This is a genomic window from Geothermobacter hydrogeniphilus, from assembly GCF_002898515.1.
Classification (GTDB): domain Bacteria; phylum Desulfobacterota; class Desulfuromonadia; order Desulfuromonadales; family Geothermobacteraceae; genus Geothermobacter_A.
In genome coordinates this window covers 26,365-39,292 of record NZ_PPFX01000040.1, presented here as the reverse complement: position 1 = coordinate 39,292, position 12,928 = coordinate 26,365, and the positions used below count along the sequence as shown (strand labels likewise).

Here is a 12,928-nt window from a genome sequence, read left to right as displayed (position 1 = left end):
CTTTTGCTTTATTATTTCAATATGTTAGCAGATTTTTCTGTCTGCGAAAGTTGAGATCGTAAGTATGGTAGCCAAGCAGTATTACACCAGCCAGAATCATTGGTATTGCTTGCCATTTATCAATTTTGGCGTAACCGATTTCAAAGTTTTTCACAGGGACCTTGCCGGTAACGTACATCCATATGCCAAAGTATGTGAGAAAACAGTCAACCATTGCGCTAAGCAGGTACTTCTTCAATTTAATGCCGTTCATTGCCTTATAGGGCTTAGGCAGAACATTCTGCACCAAGCCGATAAAGACCTGTGCAGCCGTCTCAGAACAAAAGTGCAAATCAGCTGACAGGTCACACCGGCGCTGTGTTCCAGGATCAGCAGGCCCCGCAGAGGCGGAGCCTGCCGTCTTCAAAACAAAAAGCCGTCCGCTGGGAATGCTCCGCGGACGGCTTGTGTGTGCTGTGTCATGATCCCCCCCCTGTTACCATTGTTCCCTTGGTAACGGTTTTTTCTCCCCATGTCAAGGATTTCAGCCAGATAGCCTCCCGCTCGCCGGAACATTCCCCGTTCACCATTGCTGACGCAACCCGCCCGGTTGTGGTTAAATGATCACGTTATGGCAAGATTCGAACTGATATCCGACTATCAACCGCGCGGCGACCAGCCGCAGGCCATCGACGAACTGGTCGCCGGGCTTAAGCGCGGCGACCGGCACCAGGTGCTGCTCGGCGTCACCGGCTCGGGCAAGACCTTCACCATGGCCAATGTGGTCGCCCGGGTGCAGCGGCCGACCCTGGTGCTGGCCCACAACAAGACCCTGGCGGCGCAGCTCTACGGCGAGTTCAAGGAGTTGTTCCCGAAAAATGCCGTCGAGTATTTCGTTTCCTATTACGACTACTACCAGCCGGAGGCCTACGTGCCGGTCACCGATACCTTCATCGAGAAGGATTCGGCCATCAACGAGGAGATCGACAAGCTGCGCCACAGCGCCACCCGTTCGCTGCTGACCCGCCGCGACGTGCTGATCGTCGCCTCGGTCTCCTGCATTTACGGGCTCGGCTCGCCGGAGGCCTACTACGGCATGCTGGTGCGGCTCGAAGAGGGGATGGAACTGGACCGCAACGAGCTGCTGAAGAAGCTGGTCGAAACCCAGTACCAGCGCAACGACGTCGACTTCCATCGCGGCTCCTTCCGGGTGCGCGGCGACGTGGTTGAGGTCTTTCCTGCCTACGAAGAGGAGCGGGCGCTGCGGATCGAGTTCTTCGGCGACGAGGTCGAGGCGATCAGCGAGATCGACCCCCTGCGCGGCCAGGTCATCGACCGCCTCAAGCAGACCGCCATCTTTCCCGCCAGCCACTACGTCGCCACCCGGCCGACCCTCGAGAAGGCGATCAAGCTGATCCAGGATGAATTGCAGGAGCGCATCCAGTTCTTCCGCGCCAACAACCAGTTGCTGGAGGCGCAGCGCATCGAGCAGCGCACCCTGTTCGACATCGAGATGATGGAGGAGATGGGCTACTGTCAGGGGATCGAGAACTACTCCCGCTATCTCGATGGCCGTGAGGCGGGCACCGCTCCGGCGACCCTGTTTGACTATTTTCCCGACGACGCGCTGATGTTCATCGACGAGTCGCACGTCTCGGTCAGCCAGGTCGGCGCCATGTACCGCGGCGACCGTTCACGCAAGGAAACCCTGGTCAACTACGGCTTCCGCCTGCCCTCGGCGCTCGACAACCGGCCGCTGATGTTCAGCGAGTTCGAAGCCAAGAGCATCCAGACCGTCTATGTCTCGGCCACTCCGGCCGATTACGAACTGCAGCAGGCTCAAGGGGTGGTGGTCGAGCAGATCGTCCGCCCCACCGGGTTGGTCGACCCGCCGATCGAGGTGCGGCCGGCTCGCGAACAGGTCGACGACCTGATCGCTGAGATAAGGACGACCGTCGAACAGGGCTACCGTATCCTGGCGACCACCCTGACCAAGCGCATGGCCGAAGATCTGACCGGCTACCTCGACGAACTCGGCATCCGCGTGCGCTACCTCCATTCCGACATCAAGACCGTGGAGCGGATGCAGATCATCCGCGATCTGCGCGAGGGGCGGTTCGACGTGCTGATCGGCATCAACCTGTTACGCGAGGGTCTCGATATTCCCGAAGTCGCCCTGGTCGCCATCCTTGATGCCGACAAAGAAGGCTTTCTGCGCTCGGCTCGTTCGCTGATCCAGACCTGCGGCCGTGCCGCGCGCAACGTCGACGGACGGGTGATCATGTATGCTGACACCGTCACTCGCTCGATGCGCGCCTGCATCGATGAGACTGAACGTCGCCGCGCCGCCCAGCTGGCCTACAACCGGGAGCACGGCATCACTCCGCAGTCGGTGAAAAAGGGCATGCGCAGCATTCTCGAAGATATTGCCGAACAGGATTACCCCGCCCCGCCCCTGGCCGCCGAGGAGCTGGCGAGCTACGGAAACGATCCGCGGCGGCTGCGCAGGGAGATCAAGCAGCTCAAGCAGGAGATGTTGACCGCCGCTGCCGATCTTGAATTCGAAAAGGCGGCTGAGCTGCGTGACCGCATGCTGGTGCTGGAAAAACGGGAACTGGAGTTGCTGGGTTAGACCCAAATCCACCGGCAATTTCGGGATTCGGCTGTCGTTACGGCTGAATCTGCTTCGTTACCTTCACCGCATCGGTACTCAACGTAGCTCGGCTACGTTTGCGCCCGAAGCGGCGCGGCGCCTCGCATCTCCACCCGTCCCGCCACCCTCGGTCCGCAAAACAGCCGGTGGCTTTGGGTTAGACGGATCCGTTTGCCCTTCCCCTCGTCCTCCGTGCGAGCCGCCCATTCCCTGTTATCCTTGGAAAGGACGGATCGGAGGACTCGCATGATGGACAACAACACAGACGAACAACGCGCCTTTGAAGTAGCCGAGGCGGCCCGTGAGACCGAGTGGCGCAAGCCGAGCTTCGTCGGCGAACTGTTCATGGGACGGTTGCCGCTGGAGCTGGTTTTCCCCTTTCCCGAGCAGTCGGCGGAAGACCGGGAAGCCGGTGATAAGCTCCTGGCCGAATTGCGTTCCTTTCTGGAGCGGGAGGTCGACGCCGACCGTATCGACCGGGAGAAGAAGATCCCGAAAAAGGTGATCGCCGGTCTGGCGAAAATGGGCCTGTTCGGCATCAAGCTGCCGACCGAATACGGCGGTCTCGGCCTTTCGCAGGTCAACTACAACCGCATCGTGCAGCTTATCGCCAGCCACTGCGCCTCGACCGCGGTGTTGCTCTCGGCCCACCAGTCGATCGGCGTACCGCAGCCGCTCAAGCTGTACGGCAGCGACGAACAGAAAAGGAAATACCTGCCGCGGCTGGCGAAGGGGGCCATCAGCGCCTTCGCCCTGACCGAACCGGATGTCGGCTCCGACCCGTCGAGCATGGCCACCACCGCGACTCTCAATGCCGAGGGCACCGAATGGACCCTCAACGGTCAAAAACTGTGGATTTCCAACGGCCCGATCGCCGACCTGCTGATCGTCATGGCCCGCAGCAACGACCCGTCGGCAGACCATCCGGAAATCACCGCCTTTATCGTCGAAGGCAACAGCGAGGGACTCAGTGTTGCCCATCGCTGCGATTTCATGGGCATCAAGGGGGTCCAGAACGGACTGCTGCGTTTCGAGAATGTCCGGGTGCCGAACGACAATATCGTCCTCGGCCGCGGCCAGGGGCTGCGGCTGGCGCTGCAGACCCTCAACACCGGCCGGCTGACCCTGCCGGCGGCGGCCGGTGGAGTCCTGCAGCAGGCCAACGCCATTGCCCGCCAGTGGGCCAACGAGCGTGAGCAGTGGGGTGCGCCGATCGGCCGCCACGAGGCGGTGGCGGGCAAAATCGCTACCCTGGCGGCCGAAACCTTTGCCGTCGAGAGCCTGACCTGGCTGACCTCGGCGATGGCCGACCGTGACGACCTCGACATCCGCCTCGAAGCGGCGATGGCCAAGCTCTGGTGTACCGAGGCGATGTGGCGGGGGGTCGACAGCCTGCTGCAGATTCGCGGCGGGCGCGGCTACGAGACCGCCGACTCGCTCGCCGGCCGGGGGGAACTGCCGATGCCGGTGGAACGGATGCTGCGCGACGCACGCATCAACCGCATCATCGAGGGCACCAGCGAAATCATGCACCTTTTCATCGCCCGCGAAGCCCTCGATCCGCATCTGCGCATTGCCGGCGCGTCGACCACCTCGGCCAAAATCAACCTCGGCCGGGCCGCTGCTTTCTATGCCGGCTGGTATCCGCAACTCTGGCTGCCGCGCCTGACCATCTCCGGGGCGCCGCCCATGCCGGGGCTGCTGGGGCGCCATCTCCGTTTTGTTGCCAATGGCAGCCGCATGCTGGCCCGCGACCTGTTCCACATGATGCTGCTCTATCGCCGGGGACTGCAGCAGAAGCAGGCGATTCTCGCCCGCCTGGTTGATATCGGCGCCGAACTGTTCGCCATGACCGCGGTTCTCTCCCGTGCCGCCTCGCTGCACGGCCCGAGTGGTTGCGAACCGGTTGCCGACCTCTTCTGCCGACAGGCGCGGCGGCGCATCGGGGTGCTGCATCGGGCGATTTACCGCAACGATGACCAGTTCGCCTATGACCGGGCCCTCGAAGTTCTCGACGGCCGCTACCCCTGGCTCGAAGAGAACATCGTCAGCACCTGGAGAAAGCCGCAAGCCTGATGTCCCGACACCCCGATCTCGCCATCCTCGGCAGCGGCACCACCGCCTTCGCCGCCGCCCGTCGCGCTGCCGCCGCCGGCAGAAAGGTGCTGATGATCGAACAGAGTCACCTCGGCGGCACCTGCGTCAACTGGGGATGCATTCCGAGCAAGACCCTGATCGACAAGGCTGAAATGTACCACGCCGCGCGCCGCGGAGAAGCCTGGGGACTGAACCTCAAGGCCGGGCCGCCCGACTGCAGTACCCTGATGCGTCTCAAGCAGCGGGCGGTGGAAACCCTGCGCGAAACTCATTACCAGCACGAACTGGAAAAAACCCCGGGGCTGGAGGTGCTGCGCGGTCATGGACGGTTTCTCTCTCCGCGGGCGTTGCAGGTCGGCGCTGAAATCGTGCGACCGGACCAGATTCTCATCGCGGTCGGCGGCGCGCCGCGGGTGCTCCCCCTTCCCGGTCTCGATACGGTCGATTACCTGACCAGCTACAGTGCCCTGCATCTGCCCGACTTTCCCCAGTCGGTACTGATGCTCGGCGGCGGCGTGATCGCCCTGGAAATGGGGCAGATGTTCGCCCGTTTCGGCACCCAGGTCATCATTCTGGAACGGGGGAAAAGCCTGCTGCATGAATTCGACCCGCGCCTGACCCGGATGTTTGCTGACATCCTGCATAGTGAGGGAGTTGAAATCATGACCGAGGTTGAGACCGAGCGGGTCGAGGGACGACCGCAGGGGGTCTGTCTCTACTCGAAGGTTCGGGGAGCACCGGTCGGGCTCTGCGCCGAACGGCTGATGCTGGCGGTCGGCACCGCGCCGGCAACCGAAGATATCGGTCTTGACCGGGCGGGGGTGGAGGTCGACGAGAATGGTTTCATCAAGGTCGATGCCGGGATGCGCACCAGCACCACGGGCATCTGGGCCGCTGGAGATGTTACCGGACCACCGCTGATCGCCCCGGCCGGAGCCCGAGAGGCGCTGGTCGCCGTCAACAACATTCTCGATCCGCGGGCGGACTGCCGCATCGACCACACCCACACGCCGATGGCGGTTTTCTGCGATCCGGAATTCGCCACCGTCGGTCTGACCGCTGTGCAGGCCCGGGCCCGCGGTCTCGAGGTCGAGGAAGCCTATGTCGATCTCGACCAGGTTCCCAAGGCACATGTGATGGGCGATCGCCGCGGCGGGGTGATCCTGGTCGCCGAACGGCCCTCGGGGCGGGTGCTCGGCTGCCAGATGCTGGCCCCGCGGGCCGCCGACATCATTCACGAAGCGACCCTGGCGGTACGCTTCGGTCTCGATGTCAGCCAACTGACCACCACCGTCCACGTCTATCCGAGCATCAGTGACGGCCTGCGCCTGGCCGCGCGATCCCTCGCTCGCCGACTAGGCCTGCCGATTGTCTGAAGGCTGAAAGCTTTCGGGGGATCTGTCAGGCGGGCGCTTTTCCCAACGGAGCATGGAAGAGACGGTTGCGGTTGAGAGCGGGGAGCTTCAGTCGTTGCGCAGAGGTCGCGGTGGGTCGCAGTTCTATGATCCGCAATTGCGGCCTGACGGCCCTGATCGCCCTGGAAAGCGCCGCCATGGTAGCTTCTTCCACGCCGGCAAGCAGGACCAGTTGCCACTCCTGCTGTTTGAGGCGAAGCATCAGTTCGGCGCTGGTTCGGCAGTGATAAAAGTCTCCGGTTGTCGGCAGCAGCGTCTGGAGAGTGCCGGGCCCCCAGACGAGGATTGCGGCAGAGGGTGCCATATGTTTACTGCTCCCTGGTATCCACCGGAGCGGACACCGCCCGATCCAGGGAAAATTCGGGGGTTAGCAATCCCAGGGCGCAGGCTCTGGCCACCGCCTGCTGGCGGTTGGCGGCGCCGAGTTTGCGCAACACGTTGTTGAGATGATAGATCACCGTCCGTTCACCGATATGCAGGATACTGGAAATTTCCCAGGAGGTTTTACCCTTCGCTGTCCACAGCAGGCAGTCTTTCTCCCGCCCGGTCAGGGGGATGGTCGCCAGCGGCTGTGCCTGTTCGTCGCTGCAACGCAACAGGCTGTCAACCAGGTAGCCGCCGACCAGGCAGGCCCTGGGCAGGGCCTGCTGCAGGCTTTTCTCCGGCTGCGGGTGGTTGCTGCCGTTGGCCAGGGTGAAAACCCCGAACAGTCCTGCCGGACCATGCACCGGAATCGTCAGTCCGGCAACCAGGCCATGGTCTCCGGCATCGGCAATGAAGTCCCGCCCCTCGTCTTCCAGTGATTGCGGCAGGTCGGCCCAGAAGAGCGGCAGGTGGGATTGCAGGGCATGCCTCAGGGTCGGGTCACTTTGAAAACGCTCCGCCCGGCAGAGCAGGGACCACCAGTCATCGGGAAGCCCGGAAAGGGCCGAGAGACCGGCTTCGGCCGGATTGGTGAGCTGGCCGCCGAGGACCAGGAAATGGTCAATCTTCAACTGCCGGCAGATGCTGCAGCAAAGGGCGTGCAGCCCCGCGAGATCAGGGGCCTGCCGGATATGACTGAGGCAACGGTGCCACCAGGAGTGCTTCATAGGGCTTCAGTCGGGTTAGGGTCCGGAAACAGCTGCGGGAAAGCCCCCCTCTCCGCCCTCTTGATGCACGGCAATTCCCATAGCAGAACTTCTAAACTAGCATGAAGAGCGGTCCCGTTCATCTCCTTTTTTGCAAACCTGTAAGGATTTAGGGGGGATGGAGGAGTGTTGAGTTCCGTGGACAGCTCCGTTATGATGCGGACGTCCACCGCATGAGGAACAACAGATGGGATATCGAAATCTTCAGGACTGCATCGCCGACCTGGAACGACGGGGCGAGCTGATCCGCATTGAACAGGAACTCGACCCGCGCCTGGAAATCGGCGCCGTACAGCGCCGCGTCTACCGGGCCGGCGGACCGGCGTTGCTCTTCACCCGGCCGCGGGGCAGCCGGTTTCCGATGCTCGGCAACCTGTTCGGCACCCTGGAGAGAACCCGCTGGCTGTTTCGTGACGCCCTGCGCGGTGTGGAAACCCTGGTCCGGGCCAAAATTGACCCGCGGGAATTGCTGAAGAGTCCGAGCGCCATGCTGCGGGCGCCGCTGGCCGCTCGGCACCTGCTGCCGAAGCGGGTCAGGAAGGCACCGATCCTGGCGCACCGGACCGAGTTGGAACAGCTGCCGCAGCTTGTTTCCTGGCCCCGGGACGGCGGCGCCTTCATCACCCTGCCGCAGGTCTACAGTGAAGACCCGTTCGCGCCCGGCTGGCGCCATTCGAACCTCGGCATGTACCGGGTGCAGATTTCCGGCAATGATTACGACCCCGCTGAGGCGGGGATGCACTACCAGATCCATCGCGGCATCGCCATTCACCACCGCAGAGCCCTGGAAGCCGGACAGCCGCTGCGGGTCAATGTCTTCGTCGGCGGTCCGCCGGCCTTGAGTGTGGCGGCGGTGATGCCGTTGCCGGAGGGGATGCCGGAAATCGCCTTCGCCGGGTTGCTCGGCGGACGGCGGATTGACCTGACCAGTGCCGCCAACGGCTTGCCGATGCCGGCCGAGGCCGACTTCTGTCTGTCGGGCTGGCTCGATCCGGCGGTGCTGAAAAAGGAGGGTCCGTTCGGCGACCATCTCGGCTACTACAGTCTCGGCCACGAGTTTCCGGTCTTCCGGGTCGAAACCGTCCATCACCGGCCCGACGCCATCTGGCCCTTCACCACCGTCGGTCGTCCCCCGCAGGAGGATACCAGTTTCGGCGCCTTCATTCATGAACTGACCGGTGAGCTGATCCCCGAGGTTCTGCCGGGGGTTCACGCCGTCCACGCGGTCGATGCCGCCGGCGTCCATCCGCTGCTGCTGGCGGTCGGCAGTGAGCGCTACACTCCCTACGCAGAACCGGGTCGTCCCCAGGAACTGCTCACCCAGGCCAACGCCATTCTCGGCCAGGGACAGCTGTCGCTGGCCAAGTACCTGCTGATCGCCAACGCCGGGGACAATCCGCCCGAGCTGCATCGGATCGACGATTTCCTGCGCTTCATGCTGGAACGGGTTGACTGGCGGCGTGACCTGCATTTCCAGACCCGCACCACCATCGACACCCTCGACTACTCGGGGCGCGGCCTCAACCGGGGTTCCAAGCTGGTGGTGGCGGCGGTCGGAAAACCCTTGCGCCGCCTTTCCGCAGCCCTGCCGAAAAACCTGCGCCTGCCGGACGGTTTCTCCGACCCGACTCTGCCGCTGCCCGGCGTGCTGGCGGTCCGGGCTCCGGCCTGGGCCGCCCCGCCCCACGGCAACGACCCGGTCCTCGAGCAGTTCTGCCGCCGGCAGGAAAAACTCGGCATGGATGAAGGAATCGCCCTGGTGGTGCTGGTCGATGATCCGCGGTTTGTCGCCCGTTCCCTCGACGACTGGCTGTGGACGGTTTTCACCCGCTCCGATCCGGCGGTCGATATCGACGGCCTCGGCGCGGACACGCTCCACAAGCACTGGGGCTGCACCGGGCCGCTGGTCATCGATGCCCGTCTCAAGGCGCACCACGCCCCGCCGTTGGAAGAGTTGCCCGAGGTGGAAAAGAGAGTCGACGAACTGGGCGGGCCGGGCGGCCCGCTGCACGGGATTGTCTGATACCTGAATCGGGTGAAAAGAAGAGCCTGGGTAGGGGGGCCGAACAGTATTCCGGATCAGTGCTGGAAACGTTCCGTCTGGCCGCGCAGCTTCTCGACCAGGGTTTCCAGAACCTCGATATTTTCCAGGATGACCTTGGCGCGGTCGGCATTCTTGCGCAGCCGCTCTTCAGAGGCGGCAAAGTGCTCGAAAATCTCGCTTGAAATCTGCCGCTGAAAACCGGTCGCGTCCTGAATCGCCTTGATCTGCCGTTCGCGGTCGGCCAGCCCACGATCGAAATCCCGGTTGGCCTGCACCTGTTCCTCCATGCCGTGGGCGATCTGGTCGGAGGCGGCTTTCATCTGCGTGACCCCTTCCTGGATGCGGGAGATAGCCGACTGCTGCTCCTGGATGGCGCGGGCAATCGCCTTGACCGAACGCAGGCTGTGGCCGGCATCGTCCAGCAGGGTGCGGGCACGCTCGGCCTGGGAACCGGTCACCTGGGCGATTTCCTCCGAGGCGTTGACCGCCTCGACCGAACTGGTGAGGATTTTGCGCAGCGCCTCGCCGGCGGAACGGGAGAGTTCCTTACCCTTGTCGATCCGCTCGCTGGTGGCGGCCACTGCCGAGGTGACCTCCTTGGTTTCTCCGCCGATCGCTTTGACGATACGCTGGATATCCTGGGCACTGCTGGTGGTGCGGTCAGCGAGATCGCGGATTTCATCGGCCACCACCGAGAAGCCCTTGCCCTCCTCGCCGGCCTTGGCGGCGATGATTGCGGCGTTGAAGGCGAGCAGTTCGGTATCGGACACCAGGTCCCGGATCACTTCGATGATCTTGGCCACCTCGCCGGTCTGTTGCGCGAGGCGCTCCATGGCGGCCATCGCCTTGCGGCTTTCGTCCTCGATCAGGTCCATTTCGTCGATCGACCTCTGCACCACCAGCAGGCCGTTTTCGGCATCCTGCTTGACATTCTCGGCCTGTTCGGCGCCCTGCTGAACGCCGCTGCGAATCTGTTCCAGGGCGGCGCCGGTGGCATCCAGGTCCTGCGCCGTCCCTTCGACCGAACGGGCGATTTCTTCAGCCTGGCTGGAAACCTCGATGACGCTGGACGCCAGTTCGTCGACGCTCGACGACGTTTCGAGAAACTTGGCGGTCGAATGGTCCATGGCCGCCGCCATCTCTTCAAGCGACGCGGAAAGTTCGCGCGACATGGAGGCTTCGTCCTGTGAGCGGTTGGTCAGCTGCCGAACCTGTTCCTCGATCTCCTGCTGCTTGGCATCCATCTGCTCGACGTTCTGGCGAGTCTGGATGGCCGCCGCCAGACCGTCCCGGGCCCGATCGGAGAGATAACGGCTGCCGTCCGCCATACCGTGATAGAGAGGGACGAACTCGTCGATGGTCCGCAGCAGCCCGCGTACCAGTTGATCGACCTGATTGACCGAGGCCGCTACCGCCTGGTGCATCCCCTCAACCGTCTCCTGCTCGATATCGATAGTGCCGAGCAGCGGCTGCAGCAGGTCGAGTTGCTGGCGGAGCTGCTTTTTCAGGGTGATGCGGACAAAAAAGAACATCGCCGCGCCGACGGCGTAGCCCATGAACAGGCAACTGAGAATAAACGGCCAGCTGCGGGCGGCCGGACCGAGCAGTGGCGAGACCGCGAAGGGGAACAGCAGGCCGGTGAGGATGCCGGTGGCATGGGTGAAATAGAAAACCTTGCGGATATAGGAGATATTGCTGGCGGACGCGTCGGCCATGACGGTACTCCCTCCGATGAAAGTCAATGCTTGGCATGAGCCGCGAACTGGGCAATTCATTTGTAAGTATCATGGCTTAGCTCCACAGGCAAGTAAAAGCGGGGTTTTGTCGGCCGCTTCGCTGTGCTAGCATGCCGACCATGACAGAAGTCGTTTCGCAACTTTTCGACAGCCATTGCCATCTCGACCGGCTGGCACCTGAAGCCACCGCCGGGGCGGCTCTCAGCGCCGCGCGCCGGGCTGGAGTCGGCGGCTGGCTGCTGCCGGGAGTCCGCCGCCGGCACTGGCCGGACCTGCTGGCGATCGCCGCCGCCGATGCCGCTGTCCGGGCGGCACCGGGACTGCATCCGATGATGGCCGCGCAGTGGGATGACTCCGCCGCGACGGAATTGACCGGATTGCTGCGGAAACCGGAATGCGCGGCGGTCGGGGAGATCGGCCTGGACGGGATGATCGACGTCCCGCGTCGGCTGCAGGAGAAGGCCTTTTACGAGCAGCTGCAGCTGGCGGTCGCCGCCGGCAAACCGGTGCTGATCCATTGCCGGCGGGCCTGGGGAGAGGTGCTTGCCATTCTCCGCCGGGAGCGGGCCGAACGGGTCGGCGGCATTCTGCACGGCTTCGGCGGCAGCCCGCAAATCGCCCGCGAGGCTGTCGATCTCGGTTTCGTCATCGCCTTCGGCGGACCGCTGACCTGGCCCAATGCCCGCAAAAGGGTCGAAGTTCTGCGCGCCCTGCCGGAGGATGCCATTGTTCTTGAAAGCGATGCCCCGGATCTGCCGCCGCATCCCCACCGCGGCGAACCGAACCGGCCGGAATGGCTGCCGCTGATCGCCGCGAAAGTTGCAGAGATCAGGGGCTGGGACAGCGAGGAAACGGCCAGGATTACGACGGAAAACACCCGCCGGATCCTGCGCCGGCAATTGCAACCAGGAAATGAACCCTGGAAATGACTGAGTCGCAGAGGTTTTTCCTCGAACCTCGAACCTTTGACCTCGAACCTTGAACCTTTGACCTTTCGCCTTTAGCCGAATTGAATTGAGGATTATGAGTGAACATCGTTTTTCCCGCCTGCAACTGCTGCTCGGCGACGACGGCCTGCGGCGCCTGCGGGAGGCCTCGGTCGCCGTGTTCGGTGTCGGCGGGGTCGGTAGCTACGCCGCCGAGGCGCTGGTGCGCGGCGGGGTCGGCAAGCTGACCCTGGTCGATTTCGACGAGATCTGCCTGACCAATGTCAACCGCCAGATCCACGCCCTGAAAGGGACCATCGGCCGGTCCAAGGTCGAGGTGATGGCCGAGCGCTGCCGGGCGATCAACCCGGACTGCGAGGTGCGGCCGCTGAAGGCCTTCTACGAGGCCGAGCACGCCGAGGAATTGCTCGCCGGCGACTACGACTACGTGCTTGACTGCATCGACCACATCACCGCCAAGCTGCACCTGATCGAAAGTTGTATAGAGCGCAAGATCCCGATCATCGCCTCGATGGGGGCTGCCAACAAGCTCGACCCGACCCGGATCCGGGTCGCCGACCTGGCCGACACCACCACCTGCCGCCTGGCGAAAATCATCCGCCGGGAGTTGCGCAAAAGAGGTATCGAGCGCGGCGTCAAGGTGGTTTATTCAACCGAGGAGTTCCGCGAGCTGTCAGATCGGACCGCGGTTTGCGCCGAGAACTGCATCTGTCCCAACAAGGAGGATCAGCGCTGGCGCTGCACCGACCGACGGGTGATTCTCGGCAGCTCAAGCACCATCCCGCCGATCTTCGGCCTGACCATGGCTGGGGAAGTGATCCGGGAGCTGGCGGGGGAGGGTGAATTATCCTCGTAAATTGTTCATGGTATGGAAGATTTGCAAGGTTATTTGCACTGGCGGATTTGGCTGTAATGACATAATCTGAC

10 protein-coding genes are annotated in these 12,928 nt (G+C 63.2%); 6 read left to right on the top strand and 4 right to left on the bottom strand.

The genetic code is table 11. The annotated features are described in order from the left end of the window. Nucleotides 1-16: 16 nt before the first annotated feature. A complete protein-coding gene (locus C2E25_RS14315; RefSeq protein ID WP_146032984.1) occupies nt 17-406 on the bottom strand; it encodes a hypothetical protein in 390 nt (129 codons plus the stop codon). 204 nt (nt 407-610) lie between these two features. On the opposite strand from C2E25_RS14315, the gene uvrB reads away from it, so the two are divergent. The 3 genes from uvrB to C2E25_RS14300 all read left to right on the top strand — a co-directional run bounded on the left by uvrB (nt 611) and on the right by C2E25_RS14300 (nt 6,105). After that, nucleotides 611-2,611: an excinuclease ABC subunit UvrB gene (gene uvrB / locus C2E25_RS14310; RefSeq protein ID WP_103116408.1), complete on the top strand. Its 2,001-nt coding sequence runs from the start codon at nt 611-613 to the stop codon at nt 2,609-2,611. Nucleotides 2,612-2,881: 270 nt separating this feature from the next. After that, nucleotides 2,882-4,708: an acyl-CoA dehydrogenase family protein gene (locus tag C2E25_RS14305; RefSeq protein WP_199177442.1), complete on the top strand. Its 1,827-nt coding sequence runs from the start codon at nt 2,882-2,884 to the stop codon at nt 4,706-4,708. Next, nucleotides 4,708-6,105 carry a dihydrolipoyl dehydrogenase family protein gene (locus C2E25_RS14300; protein WP_103116406.1) on the top strand — a complete coding sequence of 466 codons (1,398 nt, stop codon included), beginning with the start codon at nt 4,708-4,710 and terminating at the stop codon, nt 6,103-6,105. The genes C2E25_RS14305 and C2E25_RS14300 overlap by 1 nt, the downstream gene beginning before the upstream one ends. A 25-nt stretch (nt 6,106-6,130) precedes the next feature. Here C2E25_RS14300 and C2E25_RS14295 read toward each other — a convergent pair whose 3' ends face one another. Together C2E25_RS14295 and C2E25_RS14290 are read right to left on the bottom strand one after the other, a co-directional pair. Next, entirely contained in the window at nt 6,131-6,448 is a 318-nt protein-coding gene (locus C2E25_RS14295) for a hypothetical protein (protein ID WP_103116405.1), read from the bottom strand. A gap of 4 nt (nt 6,449-6,452) precedes the next feature. Next, on the bottom strand, nt 6,453-7,235 hold the full coding sequence (locus C2E25_RS14290) for a LuxR family transcriptional regulator (RefSeq protein ID WP_103116404.1): 783 nt from the start codon (nt 7,233-7,235) through the stop codon (nt 6,453-6,455). 226 nt (nt 7,236-7,461) lie between these two features. Between C2E25_RS14290 and C2E25_RS14285 the strand changes: the two genes are divergently transcribed. Beyond that, nucleotides 7,462-9,297, top strand: coding sequence for a UbiD family decarboxylase (locus C2E25_RS14285; RefSeq protein ID WP_103116403.1), 1,836 nt, complete (start codon nt 7,462-7,464; stop codon nt 9,295-9,297). Nucleotides 9,298-9,353: 56 nt separating this feature from the next. Here C2E25_RS14285 and C2E25_RS14280 read toward each other — a convergent pair whose 3' ends face one another. Next, complete coding sequence (locus C2E25_RS14280) at nt 9,354-11,033, bottom strand: methyl-accepting chemotaxis protein (RefSeq protein ID WP_158247278.1); 1,680 nt, start codon at nt 11,031-11,033, stop codon at nt 9,354-9,356. Between the two features lie 140 nt (nt 11,034-11,173). On the opposite strand from C2E25_RS14280, the gene C2E25_RS14275 reads away from it, so the two are divergent. Both C2E25_RS14275 and C2E25_RS14270 read left to right on the top strand, forming a co-directional pair. Continuing rightward, entirely contained in the window at nt 11,174-11,983 is an 810-nt protein-coding gene (locus C2E25_RS14275) for a TatD family hydrolase (protein ID WP_158247277.1), read from the top strand. Between the two features lie 94 nt (nt 11,984-12,077). After that, on the top strand, nt 12,078-12,857 hold the full coding sequence (locus tag C2E25_RS14270) for a tRNA threonylcarbamoyladenosine dehydratase (RefSeq protein ID WP_103116400.1): 780 nt from the start codon (nt 12,078-12,080) through the stop codon (nt 12,855-12,857). Nucleotides 12,858-12,928: the final 71 nt, after the last annotated feature.